The organism is Streptomyces sp. NPDC002206, from assembly GCF_053593595.1.
This window is the reverse complement of sequence record NZ_JBSFCW010000049.1, coordinates 1-26,201: the sequence shown is the minus strand read 5'-3', so window position 1 is coordinate 26,201 and position 26,201 is coordinate 1. Positions and strand designations below refer to the sequence as shown.

21 protein-coding genes and 1 pseudogene are annotated in these 26,201 nt (G+C 70.3%); 8 read left to right on the top strand and 14 right to left on the bottom strand.

Annotation, left to right across the window (positions count from 1 at the left end):
• Nucleotides 1-62: 62 nt before the first annotated feature.
• From ACWCP8_RS38250 to ACWCP8_RS38240, 3 genes and pseudogenes are all read right to left on the bottom strand, one after another.
• On the bottom strand, nucleotides 63-725 hold the full coding sequence (locus tag ACWCP8_RS38250) for a DUF1775 domain-containing protein (RefSeq protein WP_352265339.1): 663 nt from the start codon (nucleotides 723-725) through the stop codon (nucleotides 63-65).
• A 132-nt stretch (nucleotides 726-857) separates the two neighbouring features.
• A pseudogene (locus tag ACWCP8_RS38245) lies at nucleotides 858-1,127 on the bottom strand (transposase); the annotation flags it as partial.
• 52 nt (nucleotides 1,128-1,179) lie between these two features.
• Nucleotides 1,180-1,755 (bottom strand): hypothetical protein, encoded by a 576-nt coding sequence (locus tag ACWCP8_RS38240; RefSeq protein WP_451121027.1) that lies wholly within the window; start codon nucleotides 1,753-1,755, stop codon nucleotides 1,180-1,182.
• A gap of 159 nt (nucleotides 1,756-1,914) precedes the next feature.
• Here ACWCP8_RS38240 and ACWCP8_RS38235 point away from each other — a divergent pair, with 159 nt between their 5' ends.
• Nucleotides 1,915-4,872 (top strand): BTAD domain-containing putative transcriptional regulator, encoded by a 2,958-nt coding sequence (locus ACWCP8_RS38235; RefSeq protein ID WP_451121025.1) that lies wholly within the window; start codon nucleotides 1,915-1,917, stop codon nucleotides 4,870-4,872.
• Between the two features lie 261 nt (nucleotides 4,873-5,133).
• Nucleotides 5,134-6,579, top strand: coding sequence for an FG-GAP and VCBS repeat-containing protein (locus ACWCP8_RS38230; RefSeq protein ID WP_352265333.1), 1,446 nt, complete (start codon nucleotides 5,134-5,136; stop codon nucleotides 6,577-6,579).
• Between the two features lie 10 nt (nucleotides 6,580-6,589).
• On the opposite strand, the gene ACWCP8_RS38225 is transcribed toward ACWCP8_RS38230, so the two are convergent.
• From ACWCP8_RS38225 to ACWCP8_RS38200, 6 genes are all read right to left on the bottom strand, one after another.
• Complete coding sequence (locus tag ACWCP8_RS38225; RefSeq protein ID WP_451121023.1) at nucleotides 6,590-7,417, bottom strand: isocitrate lyase/PEP mutase family protein; 828 nt, start codon at nucleotides 7,415-7,417, stop codon at nucleotides 6,590-6,592.
• Nucleotides 7,414-7,959 carry a hypothetical protein gene (locus tag ACWCP8_RS38220; RefSeq protein WP_451121021.1) on the bottom strand — a complete coding sequence of 182 codons (546 nt, stop codon included), beginning with the start codon at nucleotides 7,957-7,959 and terminating at the stop codon, nucleotides 7,414-7,416. Before ACWCP8_RS38220 ends, ACWCP8_RS38225 begins: the two co-directional genes overlap by 4 nt.
• 64 nt (nucleotides 7,960-8,023) lie before the next feature.
• The gene (locus ACWCP8_RS38215; protein WP_352265329.1) at nucleotides 8,024-8,305 is read right to left on the bottom strand and encodes a hypothetical protein; all 282 of its coding nucleotides are present in this window, start codon (nucleotides 8,303-8,305) and stop codon (nucleotides 8,024-8,026) included.
• 66 nt (nucleotides 8,306-8,371) lie between these two features.
• Entirely contained in the window at nucleotides 8,372-9,328 is a 957-nt protein-coding gene (locus tag ACWCP8_RS38210) for an adhesin (protein WP_451121019.1), read from the bottom strand.
• Nucleotides 9,329-9,424: 96 nt separating this feature from the next.
• Complete coding sequence (locus ACWCP8_RS38205) at nucleotides 9,425-11,317, bottom strand: MFS transporter (RefSeq protein WP_352265325.1); 1,893 nt, start codon at nucleotides 11,315-11,317, stop codon at nucleotides 9,425-9,427.
• A gap of 186 nt (nucleotides 11,318-11,503) precedes the next feature.
• The gene (locus ACWCP8_RS38200) at nucleotides 11,504-14,017 is read right to left on the bottom strand and encodes a D-alanyl-D-alanine carboxypeptidase (RefSeq protein ID WP_451121017.1); all 2,514 of its coding nucleotides are present in this window, start codon (nucleotides 14,015-14,017) and stop codon (nucleotides 11,504-11,506) included.
• A gap of 195 nt (nucleotides 14,018-14,212) precedes the next feature.
• Between ACWCP8_RS38200 and ACWCP8_RS38195 the strand changes: the two genes are divergently transcribed.
• From ACWCP8_RS38195 to ACWCP8_RS38185, 3 genes are all read left to right on the top strand, one after another.
• Nucleotides 14,213-14,935: a GOLPH3/VPS74 family protein gene (locus ACWCP8_RS38195; RefSeq protein WP_267004648.1), complete on the top strand. Its 723-nt coding sequence runs from the start codon at nucleotides 14,213-14,215 to the stop codon at nucleotides 14,933-14,935.
• Nucleotides 14,936-15,149: 214 nt separating this feature from the next.
• Nucleotides 15,150-16,019 carry a helix-turn-helix domain-containing protein gene (locus tag ACWCP8_RS38190; RefSeq protein WP_030974398.1) on the top strand — a complete coding sequence of 290 codons (870 nt, stop codon included), beginning with the start codon at nucleotides 15,150-15,152 and terminating at the stop codon, nucleotides 16,017-16,019.
• Between the two features lie 269 nt (nucleotides 16,020-16,288).
• Nucleotides 16,289-16,495: a DUF397 domain-containing protein gene (locus ACWCP8_RS38185; protein WP_451121015.1), complete on the top strand. Its 207-nt coding sequence runs from the start codon at nucleotides 16,289-16,291 to the stop codon at nucleotides 16,493-16,495.
• A 106-nt stretch (nucleotides 16,496-16,601) separates the two neighbouring features.
• Here the strand turns inward: ACWCP8_RS38185 and ACWCP8_RS38180 are convergent, their stop codons facing one another.
• A complete protein-coding gene (locus tag ACWCP8_RS38180; protein WP_093776348.1) occupies nucleotides 16,602-17,441 on the bottom strand; it encodes a hypothetical protein in 840 nt (279 codons plus the stop codon).
• Between the two features lie 79 nt (nucleotides 17,442-17,520).
• On the opposite strand from ACWCP8_RS38180, the gene ACWCP8_RS38175 reads away from it, so the two are divergent.
• Together ACWCP8_RS38175 and ACWCP8_RS38170 are read left to right on the top strand one after the other, a co-directional pair.
• Nucleotides 17,521-18,303, top strand: coding sequence for an SDR family oxidoreductase (locus tag ACWCP8_RS38175; protein WP_451121013.1), 783 nt, complete (start codon nucleotides 17,521-17,523; stop codon nucleotides 18,301-18,303).
• Nucleotides 18,304-18,654: 351 nt separating this feature from the next.
• Entirely contained in the window at nucleotides 18,655-20,226 is a 1,572-nt protein-coding gene (locus ACWCP8_RS38170) for a sodium:solute symporter family protein (protein ID WP_352265317.1), read from the top strand.
• Nucleotides 20,227-20,323: 97 nt separating this feature from the next.
• Here the strand turns inward: ACWCP8_RS38170 and ACWCP8_RS38165 are convergent, their stop codons facing one another.
• Both ACWCP8_RS38165 and ACWCP8_RS38160 read right to left on the bottom strand, forming a co-directional pair.
• Nucleotides 20,324-21,439 (bottom strand): ADP-ribosylglycohydrolase family protein, encoded by a 1,116-nt coding sequence (locus ACWCP8_RS38165; protein WP_451121011.1) that lies wholly within the window; start codon nucleotides 21,437-21,439, stop codon nucleotides 20,324-20,326.
• Between the two features lie 222 nt (nucleotides 21,440-21,661).
• Nucleotides 21,662-24,244, bottom strand: coding sequence for a bifunctional FO biosynthesis protein CofGH (locus ACWCP8_RS38160; protein WP_352265313.1), 2,583 nt, complete (start codon nucleotides 24,242-24,244; stop codon nucleotides 21,662-21,664).
• 179 nt (nucleotides 24,245-24,423) lie between these two features.
• Between ACWCP8_RS38160 and ACWCP8_RS38155 the strand changes: the two genes are divergently transcribed.
• A complete protein-coding gene (locus ACWCP8_RS38155) occupies nucleotides 24,424-24,969 on the top strand; it encodes a phosphodiester glycosidase family protein (RefSeq protein WP_451121009.1) in 546 nt (181 codons plus the stop codon).
• 173 nt (nucleotides 24,970-25,142) lie between these two features.
• On the opposite strand, the gene ACWCP8_RS38150 is transcribed toward ACWCP8_RS38155, so the two are convergent.
• Complete coding sequence (locus ACWCP8_RS38150) at nucleotides 25,143-25,496, bottom strand: ArsR/SmtB family transcription factor (RefSeq protein ID WP_352265311.1); 354 nt, start codon at nucleotides 25,494-25,496, stop codon at nucleotides 25,143-25,145.
• The gene (locus tag ACWCP8_RS38145) at nucleotides 25,493-25,939 is read right to left on the bottom strand and encodes an SRPBCC domain-containing protein (protein WP_352265309.1); all 447 of its coding nucleotides are present in this window, start codon (nucleotides 25,937-25,939) and stop codon (nucleotides 25,493-25,495) included. The genes ACWCP8_RS38150 and ACWCP8_RS38145 overlap by 4 nt, the downstream gene beginning before the upstream one ends.
• Nucleotides 25,940-26,201: the final 262 nt, after the last annotated feature.

Sequence of the window (26,201 nt, the reverse complement as noted above, 5' to 3'; positions counted from 1 at the left end):
GCCCACGGAAGCGGGCAGGGGCCTCGTTACTCATTCGGACTTCGGTCCGAATTCCTCTGACGTCACGGCGTTGTGTGAGAGGTCTGCTCGTCGTCGCCGCGGCGTCGCATCCACCACAGCCCGACGCCGACTGCGGCGACGACCAAGATCCCGAGTACGACGAAGTCCGCGCTCGGCGATTCGGTCGCTGTGGCGGAGGGAGTGCGACTGACCGGTTTCGCGCCCGCTGCGGCAGCCTTCAGCTCAAGCATGGGAGCCGGATTTCCATGCCCCCCGTCGCTGGACTTCTCCAGCTCGATCCAGAGATCGATGCGACCGTCGCTATAGCCCTGCAGCGTCTTGAAGGCCACGGACTCCGCGTCCGGCAGCTGCCGGACAACGACGGAGTACGCAGCATCCTTCCCCACGGCGACCGAGGGGCCGGACACGGTGTACCCGCGGTCGGTGGCGCTGAGCTTCCAGCCTGCCGGGCCCTGCTTGTACGCGACGTCCGTGGGTGCGATGCCCTCGGGAAGGACCACCTCCAGCTTGGTGATACCGGCCGTGTCCGACTCGCTCTCGGCGTTGAAGGACACGATGACCTTCTTGGCGAGCGCGCGTGCGCCCTCTGCCTCTACTTCGACGTGTGCCGACGCCGGGGCAGCGAGCGCGAATGAGGCTGTCAACGCGACCGCGGTGGCAGCGGTCAATCGGCGCGCGGTGCGCGCCCTGGTGGTGCTGGACACGGGTAACTCCCATGATGGTGATTGGTTTCAGGCACGCCGAAGCGAGCCTCGGGGTCAGGAGGCGAGCGTGAAATCCGGGTCACGTCCGGTGGCGTGGTGTAACGACGGTCACGCGGTGATCCACTGTGGAAGCTAGGCGGTGAAGGCTGCCGGGTCGGTTGTCTCGGCGGTATTTCCTTCGATCAGGTGAAGGCGGCTACGACCGAGGATCTCGGGTCCCATGTAGCGGCGTTGTTCGGTCCATTCGTCGCTCTGCTCGGCCAGGACGGCGCCGATCAGGCGGATGATGGCGCCTCGGTCGGGGAAGATGCCGACGACGTCGGTCCGGCGCCTGATCTCCTTGTTCAAGCGCTCCTGGGGGTTGTTGGACCAGATCTGCTTCCACACTTCGTGGGGGAAGGCATCCCCGCCGACGCCCCCGCGGCCAGGGCCGCGGCCACCAACTCGGCCTCGGTCATCCCATTCCTCTTTCAGGGCGTGCTTCGCCGGTGTGCCGGGCCTCGCGGATCAACCGGTACGACTCCCCCGCGACCCGGATCCGGTCCTCGTCGTCCACATGGCAGCCGAGGCGTTCCGGAAGACCGCGAAGATACGCGACGGCGGGGCCGGTGAAGCGGACCCTGCCGTTGCCGAGGTGGGTGATGCCTTCGGGCTCGGCCAGCGCGGCGAGCCAGGTGGCGTGGGCCCGGTGCACCTCGGCGGTGTACGTGGTGTCGGAGCCGGCTCGCTGTTCCAGGGCGAACAGGACGTCCCCGTAGCGGGCGTGATCGAGGACGGCGCGCACGGCCTCCTCGACACTCAACAGTCCGGCGTCCACCTGGTCGTTGGCAAAGACGCGGCCGGGGCGGGCTCGGGCGTACGCGAACCAGGTCCCCGCATGGGACGGGATGACGTAGCCGACCGGATAGCCACCGGGGAGCCCGTCGTCCACGCATACGTACACGATCTCCGCGGCATCGCTCCGCTCGCGTGTGAGGAAGAGCCTCCGCTGTTTCAGCAACCTCGTGAGAGACCTGTCGATGACGGTCACGTCCGTGTTCCTTCCTCGGGGGGCGGCGGCCATTTCCCCCGCCAACGGCCGCCGCCCGGTACAGCGCGCCCTCTGGTGCTCCCCCGCGGTTGAACCCCGGGGTTTCGATGGGCACTTGCAAACCATGGCGGCGCACGCTGCAATGCGAATGAAATTCTGATGATGCGCGGAGCGGAGCGGAGGCTTCGGGTGGGCGCGGGTTCTTGTCGACGGCTCCGGCTTGCCGTGCTCGGGCCGGTGCGGGCCTGGCGTGGCGGGGCGCAGCTGTCCCTGGGACCCGTCCGGCGACAGGCCGTGCTGGCCGCGCTGGCGCTGCGTCCGGGCTTCCTGGTGAGCCACGAGCAGTTGCTCGACGGGGTCTGGGGGGTCGAGCCACCGAAGACCGGCCGGAAGGTACTGCCCAGCTACATCTACGAGTTGCGGCAGGTCCTCGACGCGGAGGGCACCGGGCCGGCGGATTCGTTGATCCGCGGGGAAGGGGGCGGGTACCGCCTCGTCGCCGACGCTGTCCAGCTCGATGCGGCAGACCTGGCCGGGCACATCGACGGCGCTCAGCGCGCGAAGGCGTCCGGTGATCCGGCCACCGCGGTGGACCGGTTGTCGGCCGCACTCGCCCTGTTCGTCGGCGAGCCGCTGGCCGGGCTGCCCGGACCGTTCGCCGACGTCGAACGGCAGCGGCTGCTGGAGCGCCTGCTCAGGGTTCGAGTGGAACGGCTCGAGTGCTTGGTTCTGCTCGGCCGATACGCCGATGCCCTGGACGACCTCGCCGCCCTGTCGGCGTCCAGTCCGTACGACGAGTCGCTGGCGGCGTTGCGCATGCGCGCCCTGTACGGCAGCGAACGTCAGGCGGAGGCGCTGACCGTCTATCAGGACACGTGCGAGCTGCTGCGCGACGGGCTCGGGGTCGATCCTGGTGATGAGCTCCGTCGCGTACATGAAGCGGTGCTGCGCCGGGACGACGAACGCCTTCTCGGTCCGGCCACGGCACGCTCCGCCGCTCCTTCCACCCGGCCCCGCCGCACAGTCAATGAACTGCCGGGCGACGCCGGCCGCCTGATCGGGCGGGAAGCCGAGCTGGCGCAGCTGATCGCGCCCTCCGCGCCCGGATCCGTATCGATCGTGACGGTGGACGGTACGGCCGGGGTCGGCAAGACCGCGCTCGTCGTGCGCGCGGCCCGGGAGCTCAGCGCCCATTACCCGGACGGCTGCCTGTTCGTGGACCTGCGCGCGCACAGCACGCAGCGCCGCCAATCGCCCGAGCAGGCGCTGCAGCGGCTGCTGCGATCGCTCGGCGCAGCCAAGGGCGAGTTGCCGAGCGACCTCGAAGAGCTCACCGCCGTCTGGCGCGCGGCAACCAGCCCGCTGCGACTGCTCCTCGTGCTGGACGACGCCCTGGACGCCGACCAGATACGACCGCTGCTGCCGGCCGGAGCCGGAAGCAGGGTACTGGTGGCCGGCCGACGACGGCTGGCCGAACTGGACGCCGCCCGACGGGTCACCCTGGAGCCCCTGGACAGCGGGGACGCGGTGTCCCTGCTCGCGCACATCATCGGAGAGGAGCGCGCGGGCAGGGAGCCGGAGGCGACGCAGCAGCTGGTCGGCCTCTGCGACGGGCTGCCGCTGGCACTGCGCATTGCCGGGTCGCGGCTGCAGAACCGCATCACCTGGACGGTGGGGTACCTGGCGGGCCGCATGGCAGGCGAGCACCGGCTCGGCGAATTGAGCGTCGGGGATCGCAGCGTGGAGGCGGCCTTCACCCTGTCGTACGAACATCTCGCACCCGAGCAGCAGCGCGCATTCCGCGCCCTGGGCCTGGCGCCGACGGTCGAGTTCGACGTGCTGACGTCGGCGGCCATGCTCAACGCGCCGCCCCACGCCACCGAGCAGATCCTGGAAAGCCTGGTCGACGCGAGTCTTCTGCAGCAGCCGCGTCCGGGCCGCTACCGGTTGCACGACCTGGTTCGCGTGCACGCACGACACCTCGCAGAAGCCACGCCCGCCGAAACCGCCGCCGCACGCGCAGCCGCACTCCGCCTCCACCTGGACGCGGCCCGGATCGCCAGTGACTGGGGCTCCCGCGGCTTCCCCACCGGGCCTCAGCCCGATGGAGCACCTTTCACGACCTGGCAGGAGGCGGAAGCCTGGCTGGACGCGGCCGGTGGAGAGCTCGCCGACGTCGTCGGACACGCCGCGGCCCTCGGCGAGGCCGACTACGCCTGCTGGATTGCCGAGGCGCTGGTCGACTACTTCGTACGGCAGGGCCGCTACCACGAGTGCCAGACGGCTCTTGAGATCGCGCTCGACCACGTGGACGGGGCCACCGACGAGCGGATGGCCCTCGCACTGCGGAACTGCTTGGGCTACACCGCCGTACACCAACGGCGGTACGCGGAGGCGCGCACCTGCTTCACCGAGGCACTGGACCTCGGCCGGCGCCGCCCCGACCCGTACGAAGAGGCCCGGACCCACGCCGGGCTGGGGGCTCTCGACCTGAGTGTGGGCGACGGTGACCGGGCGATTCTCCATGTCACCGCGGCGGTGGACCTGGCCAAGCGACTGCGCAGCGACTGGGTCGCCTCGATGGCACTCGTCATCCTCGGCCTCGCCCACTATTTCGGGAAACGGAACGAGGAGGCGCTGGCCTGGTTCGCCGACGCCTACACCCATGCCGAGACGGACGGCAGGCCGCGCATGCTCGGCAGACCCTTGAGCTGCGCCGCCGACGTCCATCTCCGCCTCGGCCGGTACGGTGAGGCCAAGAGCTCGCTCCGCGAGGCGGTCCACCTGGTCGAGCAGGCCGGGGACATCTTCCTCTGCGCGCGCAGCCTGACCCGGCTGGGTACCGCGGAGCAGGGCGAGGGAAACCTGAGCGCGGCCATAGCCCTCCATCACCAGGCCCTCGTAAAGCTCCAGTTGCTCTCCCCCCTCACCGAACCCAGCTACGAATGGCTGGAGATGGACATCCGTAGCCGCCTGGGACGCGCCTACCTGGCGGCAGGCCGCGTCCGCGAAGCGCGCGAGCAGTTCCAGGCCGTGCTCGACGTGCACGGCTCCCGTGTGCACCGCACTGACGGTGCACCGGCGACCGAGGGACTCAAGGACCGCGGACCCCGGTAGACGCTCATGCCACGAACGGACAGTCGCGCCGAGGTGGTGGGTTCCGGCCGGCCGAGGGGTGCCCGGCCGAGGGATACGTGACGGCACACCTGTCCCGTACAACCCTGAGGGCTCTCCAGCAGTCCTCATCTGCACCGAGCGACGTGGGTGCACGCGTACGCGCCTGAACGCCTGTCCACGCGTGCACCGGCGCCGATCGATCAACCGAATTCCGATGCCGTACCACCGGCATCCGGCCTGCCGCAGGAGAAGAAGACCCGCATGCACCAGAGCCTCCGTATCGCCACCGCAACCGCCGCCGCGGCCGCGCTCACCGGCGCGCTGCTCGTCGCCGGCGCCGGCAGCGCCTCCGCCGCGCCTTCCGGGCTGCAGGGCGACTTCAACGGCGACGGTTACCGCGACCTCGTCATAGCAGCGCCCATCGGCAAGATCTCGGGCAGGGAAGGGGCCGGTTACGTCGCGGTCGTCTACGGCACCAAGAGCGGCCTCGACAAGTCCAAGCACACGGTCATCAGCCAGGCCACCGCGGGCATCCCCGGCACTCCGGAGGCCGGTGACTACTTCGGTGACCGGCTCACCACGGGCGACCTCGACGGCGACGGGTACACCGACCTCGTGGTCGGCGTGCACTCCGAGCGGATCGGCTCCACCGACTCGTTCGGTGTCCTCACCGTCATCTGGGGCGGGGCGACCGGCCTCACGACCGGCACCGACATCGCGTCCCCGCTGCCCAAGTACCGGAACGAACTCGGCTGGGCCCTGGCGGCCGGCGACTTCGACGGCGACGGACACACCGACCTCGCCGCCGGCAACAACTCCACCCCGAGCCTGAACATCTTCAAGGGCCCCATCTCCCGTTCCGGCAAGGCCGCTGCCCTCGTCGGCATCGACGCCGTCGCCGCCACCGGCATCTACCCGGACAAGCTCGTCGCCGGCAACGTCAACGGGGACGGTGCGGCCGACCTCCTCGTCATGGGCCAGCAGGAGAGCGGCAACGTGTACGCCACCCGCAGCGTCCTCTACAAGGGCAGCTCCACCGGCCTCAAGGCGTCGAGCAAGCTCGCGGGCGGCTACGCGGCGGCCATCGCCGACGTCGACAAGGACGGTTACGGGGACATCATCACCGGCAACTTCATGGAGAAGTCCGCCGAGGAGCCGAACGGCGGTCCGGGCGGTGCGGTCACCGTGACATACGGAAGCGCCTCCGGACTGTCCACCCGGACCCCTGTCCGGATCACCCAGGACACCGCCTCGGTCCCGGGCACCGCCGAGAAGAACGACCGCTTCGGGTGGAGCGTGTCCGCAGGTGACACCAACGGCGACGGGTACGCCGATGTCGCCGTCGGCGCCTCGGGCGAGGCCCTCGGATCCAAGCAGTCGGCCGGCTCGGTCACCGTGCTGCGCGGCTCGGCCAAGGGACTGACCGGCACCGGCTCGAAGAGCTTCTCCCAGGACACGGCGGGGGTCCCCGGCACCGCCGAGGCCCGTGACGAGTTCGGCGGCTCCGTATGGGTCACGGACAGCAACAACGACGGTCGCGCGGAACTGGTGGCCGGTGCTTCCGCGGAGAACGACGGCGTCGGTTCGGTCTGGCTGTTCAAGACGGGGACCAGCGGCATCACGGCGACCGGATCGACGGCCTTCGGCCCGGGATCGGTCGGCGGCCCTGCCGGGATCTCCTACTTCGGCGACGATTTCGCCAACTGATCGCCCTGGCTCAGCAGGAGCCCGGGCGAGGGTCGTGCCCACGTACGCTCAGGTTCTGCACGTGTGCGTACGTCGGTACGTCCCCGCCCACCGGCCGGCCCGCCCGGATGTTCGCCGCCACGGCCATCGCCTCCCCGAGCGCCGCCCGGTACAGCAGCGAGCCGAGACTCACCCTGCGCACCCCCAGTTCGCCGAGCTGGGCGACCGTGGGCCCGGACGGGGAGTAGAGGATGTTGAGAGGCGCCTCCAGGCTCTTCACCAGTGCGGCGATCGCGGTGGGGTCGGCCAGGGCGGGGACGAACACGCCGTCCGCGCCCGCCTGTTGATACGCATCGAGCCGGTCCATCGTTCCGGCCGTCGCCGTCTCCCGGCCGCCGAGCCAGTGCGTGTCGGTGCGGGCGTTCACGAAAAGATGCGGGACGGCGGCCTTCACCGCCGCGATCTTCGCCGCGTGCAGCTCCACCGGGGTGAGGGTGCCGTCGCCCCTGCCGTCCTCCAGGTTGATACCGACCGCCCCTGCCGCCGCCAGTTCACGGGCCAGCTCGGCCACCTCGGCCGGGTCGTCGCTGAACCCGCCCTCGGCGTCCACCGAGAGCAAGTACGGCCCGGCGCCCAGTCGCCGGGCCAGAAGCACGGTCTCCGCGCGGGTCGCTCCCGTACCGTCGGGCAGTCCGGCCGCCGCGGCCACCGCGAGGCTTGTGGTGCCGATGGCGGGGAAGCCCTGCTCGCACAGGGCCGTCGCCGAGGCGTGGTCCCAGGCGTTGGGGAGCAGCAACGGTGACGCGGCCGTCGCACGGTGCAGGGAAGTGAATGCCGTGAAGGCGGCCAAGTCGGTCATGGTGTCGGGGTCCGTTCGGCGCGCTCGGGCATGTGGGCGGGTGTGAGGTCTCCTACGGCTTCCGCGTAATAGGTCGATTCCGCTATGTGGAAGGCGAGTTGGCGGAACGTCCAGCCGACGCCGGGCGAACGGTCCAGCTGCTCGGGCGTCAGCGCGTCGAGGCAGTTCACCCAGATCCTGGCCAGTCGGGTCAGCCGGCTGCGGGCCTCGTCGAGATCGGCCCCGGTGAACGGGGCGAGATCCGCCTCTGTGGTGGTCGCCGAGGCGTGCCAGTGGTCCGGCTGTGTCTCCTCCCCCGCGAGCCGCGCCTCCATCTCGGCAAGGTGGTCGACCAGATGGTCGGCGACGCGGCGGATCGCCTTGTGCGGGGTGTGGACGCGGTCGTCGGCGGGGATGGGGCGCCCGTCCCAGGCCGTCCAGGTCGCGGCGAGGGTCAGGACGTGGTCGACCATGTCCGCGACAATCCCGGCGGGGTCGCGGTCGTCGGTCGCCGGGGTGGAGTCGGGTGCGGTGTCGGAGGTGGAGCCGGTCGTTGTCGTCATGGTTCGACGCTAGAGGCGGGACTCTTCGGTGGTCGCCGAACCGTGCCGCGATGCGCTGCGCCACTCAGGACGACGTGACACCCCTCGGCCTCGGCCGGCGGCCCGGGGCGGCGCAGCTCGGGCACCAGTAGCCCTCCTGTTGGACGTACTTCCAGCCGAGCTCCTCGATGTGCGGGGAGGCAATGGTCGCACTGTGGAGGACGTGGCCGAACAGGTCGGACTCGATGTCCGGCGGCGGGTCCGCGATGACCATGTCGAACACGGTCCGCGCCTGGCAACCCCGGCGATCGCACAAAAGGTAGAACCGTACAGGGCCGGGCGGCTCTCCGTCGGTGGTCAGGCTCATGCGTCCACTATGGCTCCCGAGTCGGACGGACACCTGCCGTTCCGCTCGACATCTCGGCAGTCGGCCTCAGCGGCAGTTCACCCTCAACTGCGCCGCAGCGTGATGCGCGCCCACCAGTTCCGCGTCACCCCAGTCGCGCCCCCGGTCGATCAGCTGCACCGCGAACGTGTTGCCCTTGACCGGGTAGCTGCTCACATCGACGGCGGTGCCGCGGTGCGCGGTCTGCCGTACGGCGAAGCCCGTATACGCGGAGTCCGCGTCATCCGGATTCGAGAGCACCCGGTACACAGTGGGGTTCCCCGCCACATCGCGGTCGCGGCCACTGTCCGGCACGAAGACGGTCAGCGCGCACTCGCGGTAGCCGCTGCCCAGGTGCCAGGACCAGGTGGCGGTGTTGCCCCGGTCCTGGGTCGTGCTGCCCGACATCGGCACGGCGCTGAACCGCCCGTCGCACGTACTGCCCCGGTAGCCGCCGGAGTCGACCGTGTACCAGCCGTCGTCGCCGTCCTCGAACCGGCCGTGCTCGTGGTATTCGCCCGTCGAGCAGCCGGGCCCGGCCCAGGCGGTGTACGTGTAACCACCCTTACCGGGAGGGAGTTCGGGGGTACGGGACGGGCTGGGTTCCGGACGCCGAGGCGACGGTGGTGACGACGGCGAATCCGAGGCGGCGGGTGCCGGGTCCGGGCTCTCCGTTCCGGACGGGCCGATCCGGGTCGGGGCGCCGCCCCCGATGCCGTCCGGCGGGACGCCCACGCGCCCCACCGCCCCCGTATGCCGGCCGCTGTCGTCGCCGCCCGAAACGAGCAGTGAGGCACCCGTGACCAGCGAGCCGGCCACCACCACGACTCCCGCCGCCAGCAGGGCCTTTCTGCTGCGTGGCAGCGTGGACACCCGGCCCGCGAGCGTCTCACGGGCGATCCAGGAACCGTCCCCACCGGCCGAGCGGGCCACCGATCCGCAGTCCGGACAGACCAATCCCGGCAGCACGCCTCGCTGTTCACTGCCGCACCGTTGGCACCTCATGGCAGCACACCATGCCAGGGCAACGCCCCCGGAGGGAGGGACCGTGCACGATTTGCTCGCTCTCTCCTTGTCTGCGGCTCCCTGTCTGCGCCCTCCTCAGCGCAGCTCCTCCGGGCACGGTGTACCGGGCGACAGCTGGTACGGGGCCGCCAGCCGGTACACCCCGGGGCGCGGCGCGAGCAGTTCCGTCCACTCGTCGCCGTCCTCGTCCTCGTCCACCTTGAGCAGGCAACCGTTCGTATTGACGAAGGTCCGCGGGCTGTCCTGGTCCGCGCGCTGCTTGGACGCCTCGGTCTCCTGCGGCCGCTCCACGCTCTTGCCCTCGTCGTCGACCAGGGCGAGCCAGCGCGAGTACGGGATCCGGATCAGCACCCGGCCCGCCCGCTTCACATGGATGGTCAGCTCACCCGCACCGGCCTGGTCCACCGTCGCCGGTGGGTCGGCCAGCGGCACCGGGCTGTCGACCGCGAAGAGCTGCCAGTTGGAGTCGGACCAGATGGCCTTCAGATACGGCTGGCCCTTCTGGACCAGCGCCGCCTCCTGCACCGCGCCGGTGGAATCCGGCTCCCCCTTGGGCAGCACCACGTAGTGCACCGCCCAGCGGTCGAGCCACTGGCGGTAGTTCACGGGGTCCAGCGTGTCGTCGTAGAAGAGCGGGTTGCGCTCCATATCGGCCTGCCGGTTCCAGCCGCGGGCCAGATTGACGTACGGGGCGAGCGCGGACGCCTCGCGGTGGCTGCTGGCGGGCACCACCTCGACCCTGCCGCGTTCCGCGCCGACCTCCTGGAGCTCGTTGACCAGCGGGGCCAGTTCCCGCGTCCAAGAAGCGGCGGGGGCGGTACGGACGATGTCGTCGACGCCCTTGAAGCCGATCCAGATGTTCATCCCGACGAATGCCAGGATCAACGCGTACCAGCGCCGCGAACGCGGCACGGTGTACGGCAGCGCGGCGAGCAGCACCACTCCGGCGAAGAGCATCGCCATCCGCGTGACGTTCGAGCCGATCTGCGAGTCGACCACATAGGTCAGCAGCGTCCCGGCCCCGTAGACGGCGGCAGCGGTGCGGACCGTGCGCCACTCGTTCGGCACGAGGACGAGGACGAGAACGGCGAAGAGGAACGGCAGGGACAGCGTCGCGAGCGACATCGGCTGCGTACCGGAGAACGGGAACAGCCACGCCGACAGCACGACGACGACGACCGGCGCCAGGCCCAGTGCGTACGCGCCGGGGCGCCGCTTGTTCAGGAACAGCGCGGCGGCCACCACACCGAGGAACAGACCCGCGACGGGGCTGCCCGCCGTGGCCAGCCCGGCGAGCGGCGCGGCGACGGCCGCCTTCGCCCAGCGCTTGTGGCGCCACCGGTACGGCCAGCAGAACACCGCGGCCACCGCACCCAGCGCGAACATCATGCCGAGCCCGAACGTCACCCGCCCGGACAGTGCGTTGCACAGATACGCGAACACTCCGGCGAGCGAGCAGGCGAGCGGGTTGCGGACGGCCCGGACCCGCACCACGATCAACGCGGTCAGCCCTGCCGACACCGTCCCGGCGATCATCATCGTCGTACGGACGCCGAGCACGGACATCAGATACGGCGAGACCACGCTGTACGAGACGGGGTGCATGCCCCCGTACCAGGCGAGGTTGTACGCGGTACCGGGATACCGGCCGACGAACTCGGCCCAGGCGTCCTGCGCGGCGAGATCGCCACCGCTGTTCGCGAAGAGGAAGAACCAGAGGATGTGGGTGACCGCGGCGGCCGCCGTCGCAATGGTGACGGGGTGGCGCAGCAGTTGCCGGGTACGGGCCCACCGACTGCGGGTCGGCTCGGGCGGTTCCGGCGGTTCGGTGGCCCTCGCCCACGGTTCCGGGGTACGCGGGGCAGGCAGCCGGACGTTCATGCTGCCACCACTGCCGCTCGTCACGTCGCCTCGCACATCGCTGTTCCCGGCCGCCTCACGGCCGGGTCTCGGCTCCGCGGTGGTCACTACGGCTTCTCCCCGTCTCCGCCGGCCCCGTTCCCCGTCTCCGTATCACCTGTGAGGACGCCGTCCGGCGCTCCCCGGTTGTCCGGGGACGCTAACACGTACGCAAAGGGGAAGCCGGTGCCGGTACCGGCACCGAAAAAAAGGGGGAGGGGATGCCGCGGAACGGCATCCCCTCCCCCGTCCGCGTCAGCTGATTCGGGTCAGCTTCTCGCCGAAGGACGGGTCCGTCAGATCGCTCTGCAGCGCCACCGCCACCTTCACCTGGCTGGAGCCCTCGCCGACGGTGAGCGTGCCGACGTGGGTTCCGGCGGCAGCCTCGTGCGAGAGCGCCTTCCCGTCGTCGGTCAGTTCGAGCTTGACCGTCAGACCGGGCCAGCCGACCGCCGCCACGTCCTCGGTCGCGACGACCGGGGTGGTACCGCCGAACCCGTCGTCGACCGCGCCGACGACATCGCCCTTCTTGACCACCTTGCCGCTCTTCAGCAGGTCCTCGGTCGCGACCATCACGTCCTTGCTGACCGCGTTGACCGTGTCGATGATGGGTGCCTTGTGCTGGCCCAGCACCGCGCCGACGATCAGCTGGTCGGTGTCGCCGACCATCTTGTGCGCGGCGAAGAGCAGATTGCCGCCCGCCTTGCTCGTGGAGCCGGTCTTGATGCCGAGGGCGCCGTCGTACGGAACGAGGGTGTTGTAGTTCCGCCAGTTCTTGCCCGACGGGTCGGTCCACGACGGCAGCTTGGTGATCGCCATCAGCGCCGGGATCTCCACCAGCTTCTGGCCGAGCTTCACCTGGTCCTCGGCGGAACTCACCGTGGTCGCGGTGAGTCCGGACGGGTCGGTGTACGTGGTGTTCTTCATGCCGAGCGACTTGGCAGTGTCGTTCATCTTCTTGACGAACGCCTTCTCCGAACCCGCGTCCCAACGCGCCAGCAGCCGCGCGATGTTGTTCGCGGACGGAATCATTATGGCCGACAGGGCCTCCTGCTCGGTGAGCTTGTCCCCCGTCTTCACGGTGTTGAGCGTCGACTCGCCCGCGGCGTCCAGCTTGCCGTCCGACTCCCCCTTCGCGTCGACCGTGATGGACGGACCGGCCTGGCCCTTCTTGAGCGGGTGGTCCTTGAGCACGATGTACGCGGTCATCGCCTTGGCCACACTGCCGATCGGCACAGCCTTCTGCTCGCCGAACGAGTCCACTGTGCCGAGGCCGGTCGCCGCCATGTAGCCCTGGCCCTCGTTCGGCCACGGCAGTGACGGCTTGCTGCCTTCGAAGCTGTACGTCGGCTGCGCCGTCAGCCGCAGCTGGGGCGTCGGCAGCGGGCGCACCGCCTGCACGATCGCAAAGACGATCAGCAGGAGCACCGCGAGCGGGGTCCAGATCTTGACCCGGCGCACGGCCGTACGGACGGGCGTCTCCGGCGGCGGAGGCGTGTTCGTCAGCTCGGCCAGCAGGTCGAGCGGCGGCCGGGGTGGCATCGGCTGCTGCCGGGTCCGCTCGGCGCCGCTGAGCGAGGGGGCTGCGGCCGACGCGGGGGCGGCTGCGGCTGTCTCGGGCTTGCGGACGGCGGGGGCGGGCCGCGCTTCGTCGCGGCGCAGCGGCACGAACCGGCTGGTGCGCTCGGCGGCACTCTCGGGCTCGGTCTCCGGCTTCTGCTGAGGCTTCTGCTCCGGCTTCGACGCGGGCGGGGTGATCTTCAGCGCGGTCGTCGGCTGGTCGACCCGGTCCGGCCGGACCGTCCTGAAGACAGCCGTGGGCTGATCGATTGCGCGCTTTCCCTCGGCGGGCTCGGAGGACTCGGCGGGCTCGGTCTCGGCGGCATCGGCCGACTTGACGCTCTCCGCACCCTCGGGGCTCTCCTCGGGGGCGCCGGGGACCCGGGCCTCGTCGGCAGCGTCGTCGGTTTCCTCGTCCTCGGCCGCGGCCGCGTTCTCCCCCGGGCCCTCGTCCGCGGCTTCGGCGGATGCCGCAGGCTTCCCGACACCCTCAGCAGGCGCCTCGTCGGCCTCGTCCTCGTCCGCGGCGTCGGCATCGGCGGTGGCATCGGCGGTGGCCGCATCCGACGCGACCCGCTCGTCCGGCTCGTCCGGCTCGTCCGGCTCGTCCGGGGTCGCGTCGGCGGACGTCGTCCGGCTGTCACTCGCCTCGTCGACGGCCTCGGGCGTGTCGCTCCCCGTGACGTCGTCGCTCTCGGTGACCGCGACCGCGTCGTCGGACTTCTCGTCCCGCTCGGGCGTCTTCGCGCCGGCGGTGCCCTTGCCCACCCACGCGGCAACCGCGGCACGCAGCCGCGCGTCGCTCTCCTCGGGTGCGGTCCCGGTTCCCGCCTCGTCGGCCGACCCGGCCGTCTCCGGGGCCCGGGCGCCCTCCTCGGACTCCTCCGGCCCCTCGGGCGCGGAGGCCGCCTCCGGGGTCTCAGGAGCCTTCTCGGCCCCCTCGGGACCGTGGGAGCCGTGAGAGCCGTTCCTCGACCCGTCGAGGTCCTCGCCGAGGCCTTCGCGAGAGTCCAGCCCCTCGCCGGCCTCCGCAGGCTTCGTACGGAAGACCGCCGTTGCCGTATCCGGATTGCCGCCGGTTCCGGTCGCGGTTCCGGCATCCGCGGCGGCTGCCGCTTCACGGAAGACGGCCAGCCGCGGATCGCCTTCGCTCCGAGCCGCGCCCGACGACTTCCGCTGCTCCGACCTGTCGGGGGACTCGCCCGCCACCGATGCCTCCTCCATACGCCGCGGGGACGCCCCCCGCACTGTCCGAACCAGCTACCAGTGTCCTGTGTGAACCCTCGGCCGGGCTGCTAGACGAGAACGACATACCTACTGGTTCCCATACAAAGCACCCAGGCGCTCTCGACAGACCAATGTGAGAGGGGTCACCCTGTCATTCATCCACGCGGGGAGGCATGGATGGGCAGGAGCCGCAGAACAATTCCGGAGGAGCTTCTGCTGCTCGCTCTGGACCCGACCACGGGTACCACAGCGCAGCCGCAGTCGCTCGACCTCGGCCTCGCCGGAGCTCAGCTAGTGGAGCTGGCTCTGGCAGGACGGATAGCCCCTGACGGGGATCGTATCGCCGTGGTGATGCCACGGCCGACAGGAGATCCGACACTGGACTCCGCACTGGAACTGCTGCGCCGACGCGGCAGCCCGGTCCGGGCCGTCCACTGGATTGGCGGGCCCCGACTGGGGCTGCGTCAGACCTATCTCTCGCATCTGGAGCGGTGCGGCATGGTGCATGCCGTGGCGGGACAGATGTGCGGGGTGCTGCCGACGACTCGCTACCAGGCGACGGACACGGCAATCAGCCGGGAGATCAGATCCCGGCTGGACAGTGCGATCCGCACCGGCGTACCGCCGGACCCGCGGACCGCGGCGCTCGCCGCACTGGCCCACGCGGTCGGACTCGGCAAGCACCTCTACCCCGGGAACGAGGGGCGCTCGTCGCGCTCCCGGCTCCGGGATCTGATCAGACACGACCCGATGGGCGGCCTCGTGGCGCACGCCGTGATGGACGTCCAGAACGGGGCGGTCGCACAGCCGCGCCGCAACCAGGTGGCGGGAGCGCCGTTGCAACCGCAAGTGCAGTCGCAGTCACGCCGCGACAGCATGGTGCACACCGCGGCCCATTAGGGCAGCGGACCGCACCGCACCGACGGGACAACCGAATACCGCCGCGCCGACGTCCCCAAGACCCGGTTCGGGAGCCGCACCACGCGCGGGGCAGCCGGTCCACCGGCTGCCCCGCGCGCCTGCGTGTGGCCATTTCCCAGCGCGACCCGACCCATGGGTGGCAATCTGCTGAGCAGTAGATACGCACAGCTACACAGCCGGAGGTGCCGTTTCCGTGCCGACCAACGTCAATCCCACCGTCAGGCGACGCCGGTTGGGGCAGGAATTGCGCCGCCTGCGCGAGCTCAAGGGCATGACGGCCGAGGAGGTGGCGGAGCGGCTGCTGGTCTCGCAGTCGAAAATCAGCCGCCTGGAGAACGGCCGCCGGTCCATCAGTCAGCGCGACGTCCGCGATCTCTGCGGGGTGTACGAGGTCGAGGACCACCGGATCGTCGACTCGCTCATGCAGATGGCCAAGGACTCCCGCCAGCAGGGCTGGTGGCACGCCTTCGGCGACATCCCGTACAGCGTCTACATCGGCCTGGAGACCGACGCCGAGTCGCTGCGGGTGTACGAACCCCAGGTCGTCCCGGGCCTGTTGCAGACCCGGAGCTACGCCGAGGCGCTGATCAACGGCGCGCTTCCGGAGGCGCCGCCGAACGACATCGACAAGCGCGTCAGCGTCCGTGCGCGGCGCCAGGACCGGATCACCGACCAGGAACATCCGCTGCGGCTCTGGGCGGTCATCGACGAGGCCGCGCTGAGCCGGCAGGTCGGTGGCCGGCAGGTGATGATCGAGCAGCTGGAGCAGCTCGTCGAGCTGTCGCACCTGCCGCATGTGACCGTGCAGGTGCTGCCTTTCGAGATGGGTGCACATCCGGGCATCAACGGGCAGTACGCCATTTTGGAATTCCCGGACGCCGCGGACTCCAGCGTGGTCTATATCGAGGGCGTCACCAGCGATCTCTATCTGGAGAAAGCGAATGATGTGCAGCGATACAGCGTCATGTATGAGCACTTGCGGGCGCAGGCGCTGAATGTGGAGCAGACCCGGCACTTCATCGCCGACATCGCGAAGAAGTACGCCCGGCTGAGCAGCGAGTGAGCAACGGCTGAACACCGGCCGAATGCCGACCGAACGGCAGCCCGGAGCCGGTATTCCGCAAAGTCCGTTATGCGAGAAAAGGAGCGATGTTACGGGTGGGGCGACGGCACGGTACACCGTCGCCACATCAAAGCGGAAGGCCCGAATGGAATATGCCATCCGGTCGAGTGAACGGCGCCTTCACGCAACGATGTTGGCGAGTAGCGTCGATCACGCCAACAGGTTTTGCGGTTGGCACCTCTCACACAACTCTCTGAACCGGAGTGAACATGGCTATTCGTCAGGGTGCTACGGACAATTGGACGAAGTCGTCGTATTCCGGGGGTAACGGCGCTTGCATCGAGGTCAGGTCCCCTCTCGCCCAGGCGATCGCGGTGCGTGACTCGAAGGCCCCCGAGGGCCCCTCGATCACGTTTGTGCCCGGCGCGTGGAACGCCTTCGTCTCCGACATCGCGAAGGGCTCCGTCGACGCCTGACCCATGCCCTTCCACAGACCGGGGTGCGGCACCGACGTCGGTGCCGCCGGAAGCCCTCTCGACTGGTCCGCCGTCCCGGCCGAGGGGGCTCCTCCAGCAGATCCGGTCAACGCAGTTGATCCACATACCGGTCCGTGCCGGGCACGGTCGGAATGAACGGCGCCACCAGCTCGACCCGGCCCAGGCCGGATTCCGCGACCGCCGCGTCGAGCCCGGTGAAATGCTCCGCCCAGCAGTCCCGTGGGTCCTCCTGGAGGAACCAGAGCAGGGTCAGCCGGGTGTCGACGCCCTCGACCTGCTTCACATAGGTCATCCGGTCGCCCGGCAGCGGCGTGGGGCGGAAGACGGTCACCATCGCCGCCGGTGAGCCGCCGAGCCGCTTCGGCAGATGCCGGGAGCGCAGCCACTCCAGCAGCTCGGCCCGCTGTCCGGCGCCTTCGGCGTCGATCACCTGGAGCACCAGTCCGCGGTACGGGTGGTCGAGGGCGTGATAGTCCCTGGGACCTGCGGCGCCGTCCCGGTAGACCGTCGCCTCGTGGTCCTGGAACGCGGTGAACACATGGGTGCGGTCCTGGTAGACCCGGCCGTCCCGGTTCAGCCGCTTGTTGATCCCGACGGTCCACTTCATGTGGTCGTCGTAGCGGCCGTCCGTCACCCAGTACGTGGACAGATAGCACCCGGCACCGACCGGCTGCGCGACCGCGGACTTCTCCGGGTAGCGCAGCTCCTGGAGCTCCCGGGTGGCCACCCAGCGCCGCCCGGCGAACATCCAGGGCATCGCCATCGCGCCCGCGTAGTAGTGATCGTCTTCGTACCATCTGTTGTATGCGTATTCATGGCCCGGGCGCGGTTCCACCATGGTGATCAGCGCGTGGCCGGGATGGACTCCGTACGGCCCCAGCGCGGCCAGTTCGGCGTACGTGTCGCTGCGTGTCCCGTCGCTCATGCCATTCCCCTTCCGCACTCCGCCACAGCGTCCTACTCTGACGCCCCGTCAGGAAAACTGCCAGGGCCGGGAGGCACCGATGTTGCTCGCGGGGAAGACCGTCGTGGTGTCCGGGGTCGGGGCCGGACTGGGGCACCGGATCGCGGAGACGGTGGTACGGGACGGCGGCAGTGCGGTCCTCGGGGCGCGCACCGCGGAGCGGCTCGCCAAGTCGGCCGCCGAGATCGATCCCGAGGGCCGGCACACCGCCCATCTGGCCACCGACATCACCGACGAAGCACAGTGCGAGGCGCTTGCCGCGCTGGCACTGGAGCGGTTCGGGCGGATCGACGCGGTGGTCCATGTCGCCGCCTGGGACAGCCACTTCGGCGGCGTCGAGGACGCCGACCTCGCCACCTGGCGGTCGGTGCTCGACGTCAATCTGCTCGGCACGCTGCGGATGACGCGCGCCTGCCTGCCCGGCCTCAAGGAGCGGGGCGGCTCCGTGGTCGTCATCGGTACGCAGTCGTCGGTCGCCGCACCGTCCCAGGTGCGGCAGGCGGCGTACGCGGCGTCGAAGGGCGCGCTCACCTCGGCGATGTACTCCATGGCGCGGGAGTTCGGTCCGCACCGGATCCGGGTCAACACGGTGCTGCCCGGCTGGATGTGGGGCCCGCCGGTGCAGGCGTACGTCCGGTTCACCGCACACTCCGAGGGCATACCGGAGGCCGACGTGCTCGGCAGGCTCGCCGAACGGATGGCACTGCCCGAGCTGGCCACGGACGGCGACGTGGCGGAGGCCGCGGTGTTCCTGGCCTCCGACCGCGCCCGGTCGATCACCGGGCAGTCCCTGCTGGTCAACGCCGGCGAGCTGATGCGCTGATCCGCTGTCGTTAAGGGCAGTTCTCCTCCTTCTCGGCCGCACGGGACCCGCATCCCGTGCGGTCTTTCTGCGCTCTCCACTGCTCGTGATTGCTCTGCACAGCCTGACGAAGTGCCCGCTCATCGTGTGGCCGCCGTCACGTTCACGACAACGCCCCCGCGAGTCAAGAACAAGTAAAATCGTTCGACTTACTGATTGGCGTTCACATCCCTGATCGCGAAAAACCTTGACCGAGGTACCGAACAGGCGGTTCAATCCCCGATATCCCCGCTCCCGCACGGGGCCCCGCTGGGCGGCCGTACTGACGAAGTGCGTAACCCCGTTCATAAGGCGGACCCCAGGAGGGGGCACATGAACAGTCTCGACTGGGTCGTGCTCATCGGCTACTTCGGCGTGATGATCGCGATCGGACTCTGGTCCCACAAGCGTGTGGACAACGTCAGTGACTTCTTCACGGCCGGCGGCAAGATGCCGTGGTGGCTGTCCGGCATCTCGCACCACATGTCCGGCTACAGCGCGGTGATGTTCACCGGGTACGCCGGTATCGCGTATCAGTTCGGCGTCACGTCGTTCGTGACCTGGTCGCTGCCGATCGCCATCGGCATCGGCATCGGCGCCCAGCTCTTCGCACCCCGGCTCAACCGGCTGCGCTCGCGACTGCACGTCGCCTCGCCGCTCGAGTACCTCAAGAACCGCTACAACATCCAGACGCAGCAGGCGCTGGCCTGGTCGGGCCTGCTGCTGAAGATCGTGGACGTCGGCGCCAAGTGGGCGGCCATCGCCACCCTGCTCTCCGTCTTCACCGGCATCTCGATCTCCCAGGGCATCTTCATCACCGGCTGCATCACCGCCGTGTACTGCACGGTCGGCGGACTGTGGGCCGACGCGCTCACAGAGCTCGGGCAGTTCATCATCCAGCTCTTCGCCGGGATCGCGATGCTCGTCACCGCCATGGCCAAGCTCGACGGGTTCAGCACGCTGTGGACGGTCTGGGACAAGCTGCCCGAGGGCCACACCGACCCCACGGCGGGCCCGTACACGGTGACCTTCCTGCTGGCATACCTCTTCATCAAGACCTTCGAGTACAACGGCGGCATGTGGAACCAGGCCCAGCGCTACATGGCCACGGACTCCGCCGCCTCCGCAACCCGATCCGCCCGGCTCTCCGCCATTCTGTGGCTGGTCTGGCCGACGGTCCTGTTCTTCCCGATGTGGTGCGCCCCGCTGCTGGTCCACGCCCAGAAGCCGGACGCCTCCGACAGCTACGCCCTGATGACCGAGCAGCTGCTGCCGCACGGCCTGCTGGGTCTGGTCGTCGTCGGCTTCTTCTCGCACACGATGGCCATGTGCTCCTCGGACGCCAACGCCATCGCGGCGGTCTTCACCCGGGACATCGCCCCGGTCCTCTCGAAGTCGGCCCGCACCTGGAGCAGCCGCACCGGTCTGCTGGCGGCCCGAGTGTCCACGCTCGGCTTCCTCGGTCTGTCGATGGCGCTCGCCACCCAGATCAACTCGCCGACGTTCAAGGACATCATCTCCGTCGTCATCAAGTGGGTGGCCGGTCTGATGGGTCCGATCGCGATCCCGTTCATGCTGGGCCTGCTGCGCAGGTTCCGTAAGTCGGGTCCGACGGCGGCACTCGTCAGCTGGGCTGCGGGTCTGCTGGCGTTCTACTTCACCAACTACAACTTCGACGGTTCGGTGAAGACGACTGTCGCGCTCCAGTACCAGGTGGCGCTGCCGCTGGCGATCTCGCTGGTGCTCTACATCGCGATCGGCTTCATCAAGCCGGAGGACACCCCGGAGCGCGACGCGCTGATCGAGCAGATCAACACGGACGACGACGGTTCGTCGACCGGCGCGACGATTCCGGCGCAAGCCGGTGCCGGCGACACCACCGTCGCGGAGGGCATGAAGGACTGACCCGCCCGCACAGAGCCGAGGGGCGGGGTACGGACACGGCGGTGTCCGTACCCCGCCCCTCGTAGGTGCTCCGTGGTTCGGCCCGCGAGCGCGGTGGTCACCCGCGCGGGTAGCGGGTCAGCCAGCCCGGTGCGGCGGCCGACGGGCTGTGCAGGGCCGGACCTTGGGTCATCTCCATGGCGAAGTCGTCGGCGAGTTCGAGGAGGGTGGCCCTGCCCTCCAGTTCGGCGAGCCAGGCCGGCGGCAGCGCGGTCTCGCCGTGCAGCGCGCCGAGCAGGGCCCCGCACAGGGCCCCGGTGGCCGCGGAAGGGCCGCCGTGGTTCACCGCGAGCCGCAGCCCGTGCCGCACGTCCTCGCCGACCAGAGCGCAGTACACAGCGACGGCCAGCACCTCCTCGGCGGAGTCCGTGTCGCCCAGCGCCTCGATGAGGGCCGGTCCCGGGATCCCCTGGCGTACGGAGCCGAGGGCCTGCTTGACCGCCTCGGTGACCTGTTCATGGCCGGGCCGTTCGGCGAGCAGCGCGAGGGCGTGCTGCACGGCACCGTCCAGGGTCTCGCCGCGGGCCAGGCCGTGCACCATGACGGCGAGGGCACCCGCGGAGAGCAGGGCGGTGGGGTGGCCGTGGGTCTGGGCGGCGCATTCGACGGCCAGCTGGAGGACGAGCTGCGGCTCCCACCCGACCAGCAGTCCGAACGGGGCGGACCGGGTGAGGGCCGCCGAGTCGCGTGCGGTGGGGTTCTTGGGCCGGTCGAGGGTGCCCATCGTGGCGTCGCCGAATCCGGTGAGGCATTCCCGGGTGGGGGCGCGGCGTGCGTACAGCCACTCCTCCTGGGCGAGCCAGCCGTTCTCCTGGCGGCGTTCGTCGGGCCCCCAGTCGTGCTGGGTGGCGGCCCAGCGCAGATGGGCACGGTACACATCGGTGGGCGGGTGCCAGGCGCCGGTGTCGCGGCGGACCTGGGCGCGGATCAGCCCGTCGACGGTGAACAGGTTGAGCTGGGTGACCGCGGTGACCGCGCCGCGTCTGCCGTGGACGGGGACGAAGTCGGTGACGGCGTCGGCGCCGTGGGCCGCGCGGATCTCTTCGAGCGAGAGACCGGCGACGGCCGCACCGAGCGCGTCACCGATGGCACCGCCCAGCAGACAGCCACGTACCCGGCTGCGGAAGTCCTGCTGTTCGACACGGCCCCAGACAGCTGTGGCTCCTGTGCTCACCGTGCCCCTTCCCCGTCCTCGTACGGCTGCGCAGCTCCGACTCCGCAGCACTGTAATCGAACGGGGAACGGCCGGTTGAGGACCGGAACGGTATGTACGGAGTGGCTCTCGCGGTCACTTTTGAACGGCAATCTCCGGGGATTTCCGTACCGCGGGACAACAGTCGCCCATGGGCCGTGGCAACGTCTCGCTCGCAACGTGCTCGCGCACCGGAACCACGGATCAGTCCGACAGGACCGGCAGGAGTTCCGGCAAGTGCCCGTCCGAGGCGGCGGCGGCCGTCACCCGCTCCTGCGGCACTTCCCCGTACAGCGTCGTACGCGGCTTCGCCGGCCGGCCCGCCAGCTCCGCGATGGCGACCAGGTCCCGGACCGACCGGTACGAGCCGTAACTCGAACCCGCCATCCGGGAGATGGTCTCCTCCATCAGCGTGCCGCCCAGGTCGTTCGCGCCCGAGCGCAGCATTTCGGCCGCGCCCTCCGTACCGAGCTTGACCCAGCTGGTCTGGATGTTGGTGATGTGCGGGTGCAGGAGGAGCCGGGCCATGGCGGTGACGGCCCGGTTGTCGCGGTCGGTCGGGCCCGGCCGGGCGATGCCCGCGAGGTAGACGGGGGCGTTGGTGTGGATGAACGGCAGTGTCACGAACTCCGTGAAACCACCGGTCTCCTGCTGGAGGCGGGCCAGGGTCCTCAGATGGCCGAGCCAGTGGCGGGGCTGGTCGACATGGCCGTACATCATCGTCGACGACGATCGCAGTCCCACCTCGTGGGCCGTCCTGATGACGTCGAGCCAGGTGGCCGTCGGCAGTTTCCCCTTGGTGAGGACCCAGCGGACCTCGTCGTCGAGGATTTCGGCGGCGGTGCCGGGGATGGAGTCGAGCCCGGCCTCCTTCGCGGCGGTCAGCCAGTCGCGGATGGACATCCCGGTGCGGGTGGCACCGTTGACGACCTCCATCGGCGAGAAGGCGTGCACATGCATGCCGGGCACGCGTTCCTTCACCGCGCGCGCGATGTCGAAGTACGCGGTGCCGGGCAGGTCCGGGTGGATACCGCCCTGCATGCACACCTCGACGGCGCCGACGTCCCACGCCTGCGCGGCCCGGTCGGCGACCTGGTCCAGCGACAGGGTGTACGCGTCGGCGTCCGTGCGCCGCTGGGCGAAGGCGCAGAAGCGGCAGCCGGTGTAGCAGACGTTGGTGAAGTTGATGTTCCGCGTGACGATGTAGGTGACGTCGTCACCGACCACGTCCCGCCGCAGCTCGTCGGCGATCCGGCACAGCGCGTCGAGAGCCGGCCCGTCGGCGTGGAGCAGGGCGAGTGCCTCGTCGTCGGTGAGCTTCGTCGGATCGTCGGCGGCAGTGGCCAGCGCGGACTTCACATCCGTGTCGATCCGGGACGGGATCATCCCGGGCGCGGCGGCCTCGCGCAGCGCCTCCCAGTCCCCGTACACCTCGTCGAAGTCGTCGCGACGGTCGCCGGTGCGGCCCTCGGTGTCGATGGTCCGGTGCAGATCGGTACGGCCGGAGGCGTTGAAGCCCTCGTCGGGCTCCTGCCAGGGCAGCCCGGCCGGGATCGTCCCTTCCTTCGCGAGACCCGTCTCCGGGTCGGCCAGCGCCCGGACGTGCGGGAGGAGGCGGGGGTCGAGCCACGGCTCGCCGCGCTGGATGAACTCCGGGTAGATGGTGAGCCGTTCGCGCAGTGCGAAGCCCGACTCGGCGGTCTTCGCGGCGAGTTCGTCGATGTGCGGCCAGGGCCGTTCGGGGTTCACATGGTCCGGGGTGAGCGGCGAGACACCGCCCCAGTCGTCGATCCCGGCGCCGATGAGCAGCGCGTACTCGGCGTCGACGAGGTTCGGCGGGGCCTGGATGCGGGCGGACGGGCCGAGGATGTGGCGGGCCACGGCGATGGCCGCGGCCAGCTCCTCCAGTTCGGCGTCCGGCATCCCGCGCATCGCCGTGTCGGGCTTGGCGCGGAAGTTCTGGACGATGACCTCCTGGATGCCGTGGTAGGCGCGGGCGGTCTTGCGGAGCTCGAAGAGGGAGTCGGCGCGCTCCTCGTACGACTCACCGATCCCGATCAAGATCCCGGTGGTGAACGGGACGTTGGAACGGCCCGCGTCCTCCAGCACCCGCAGTCGCACCGCGGGCTCCTTGTCCGGGGAGCCGTGGTGCGGGCCGCCCGGCTCGGACCACAGGCGGGTGGCCGTCGTCTCCAGCATCATGCCCATGGAGGGGGCGACGGGCTTGAGCCGCTGCAGATCGGTCCAGGTCAGCACGCCGGGGTTGAGGTGCGGGAGGAGTCCGGTCTCCTCCAGGACCCGGATCGCCATGGCCCGTACGTACGCCAGGGTGTCGTCGTAACCCTCGGCCTCCAGCCACTCCCGCGCCTCAGGCCAGCGGTCCTCGGGCCGGTCGCCGAGCGTGAACAGCGCTTCCTTGCAACCCATCGCGGCGCCCTTGCGGGCGATGTCCAGCACCTCGTCGGGCGACAGGAACATCCCGTGCCCGGCCTTGCGGAGCTTGCCGGGGACAGTGACGAAGGTGCAGTAGTGGCACTTGTCGCGGCACAGCCGGGTCAGCGGGATGAAGACCTTGCGCGAGTACGTGATGACGCCCGGCCGGCCCGCGGCTTCGAGGCCCGCGTCCCGCACCCGGGCGGCGGACGCGGCGAGGTCCGTCAGATCGTCGCCGCATGCCTGGAGCAGGACGGCGGCCTCGGTCACATCGAGAGCGACCCCGTCACGGGCCCGCTTGAGAGCGCGCCGCATGGAGTTGGTGGTCGGGCGTCCGCGCTGAAGATCGGTCATGAACCGAGCATACGAGCGGGACGGACGTCTGCGGGGCGGCCGGTACCCCTGCCCCACGTGACGGCCGCTCCCGTCCGGCGCGGCGGGCGACCGAGGACAGGACCGTTGCCGGAACCTTCGCGGACCGGATCGGACCCGGCTCGAAGCGCATCCGATCCCGGAAAGGGCTTACAGGCCGGGTGACCGAGGTCCGCGAGCCCCGCGGCGGTGCGCTCCCGGTCGGCGCCCGCTCGGTCCAGGGCACCGGCACCGAGGCCGCCGCCCTGCGCGCGATGGCCGTGCCGGGCGCCCGCCTCGCCGTCAGCGGCCGCCTGACCGACCAGCGGGGACGACCGGCCCGCATCCCGCAGATGGCCGTCAACGGCGGCCCGGAACTCGTCCGCGACGGCCGTCCCCATGTGACGCCGCAGGCCGACGGCATGGTCCGGCCTGGCGACCCGAGCTTCTACTACGGCTGGGCGGCCAAGCGGAACCCGCGCACGATCGCCGGCGTGGACGGGCACGGCCGGATCATGCTGGCCACGGTCGACGGCCGCGCGGTCGACAGCCTCGGTCTGTCCATCGCGGAGAGTGCCGCGGTGGCCGACTCCCTCGGTATGGAGAGCGCCGTCAACCTGGACGGTGGCGGCTCGACGACGATGGTCGTGGACGACAAGATGATCAACCACCCGTCCGACGCGGCGGGCGAGCGCCCGGTCGGCGACGCGATCCTGGTGCTGCCCTGACCCAGCGGGGGCCGGCGGCCACGTCACGCGTGACCGCCACCCCCCATCCGCCGTGACCGGCGCCGATCCGGCCCGTCCGGCGTTCGAGGACGGCAACCGTGGCCCGGGCATCCGGCCCCCTGTCGGGCCGGTGCCCCCATCCGGACCGTTCCGGCGCACGCCGCGCCGCAGTACTAGCGCGAGTCCCGCTCCGCCGTCTCAGCGACGCGCTTGATGTGCGCCAAGCGCCGATCCCAGTCGGCCGCGAGCGCGGCCATCCACCGCGCCGTCGCGTCCAGCGCCGCGGGCCGCACCGCGTACCGCACCTCGCGCCCGACCCGTCTGCCGGAAACCAGTCCGGCGGCGTCCAGGACGGCGAGGTGCTTGACCACCGCCTGCCGCGAGACGGGCACTCGTTCGGCGAGCGTCGTCGCGCTGACCTCGCCCTGCGCGGCGAGCAGATCGAGCAGCTGACGTCGCATCGGGTCAGCCAGCGCGCCGAGAACGCTGTCGACCGCTTCGCCGGGGCTGCGGCGTCCGTCCGTCACGCGGATGACTGTTCGACACGCTTCTTGAACGCGTCCAACACCTGTGGCCAGCCGCCGCTGTTGTCCTTCAGTGCCTGGGCACGCAGCTCCTCGGACCCGGCCAGCGCCTCGAAACCGCTCTCGACGACACGGAGCCTGGTCTTGTCGCCTTCCGGGGTCAACGTGAACTCCACGAGGGTGCTGTTGTCCTCGCGCAGCTCTTCCCCGGGGAATGCACTGGCCCAGCGGTACGCCACGTACGTCGGCGGCTCGACCTTCTCCACGCGCACCGGGAATTCGCCGTACTCGGCGTTCTTCGCCAGCACCGACTCGCCTTCCTCGGCCACGGTGCCGTGGAGGCTCGCCGGGTCCGCCACCCAGAACCCGGGTTCGGTCACCAGCGACCAGACCCGCTCCAGGGGTGCCGCGATCAGGGTTTCGCGCTCGATCCGTTGTTCGCTCATGAGGGGACTCCTTCATCGCCGCCATTGGATGCAACCACAGAGTTGCACATCAAGCCCTCCAGCCGCAACCCGAGGGTTGCACTGAGGTCGAGTGCCGCTTCTGGGCGGCGACCTGCTCCGGGCTGCCGAAAGCCATGGGGTCCATCCCGACACCATGGGCGGACGCGGGTCCGGTCTCACCGACCTGACATGGAGGGGCGGCGCCCCCCCCCGGGGGGGGCCCCCCCCCCCACAGACCCCCCCCCCGGGCCCCCCCCCCGGC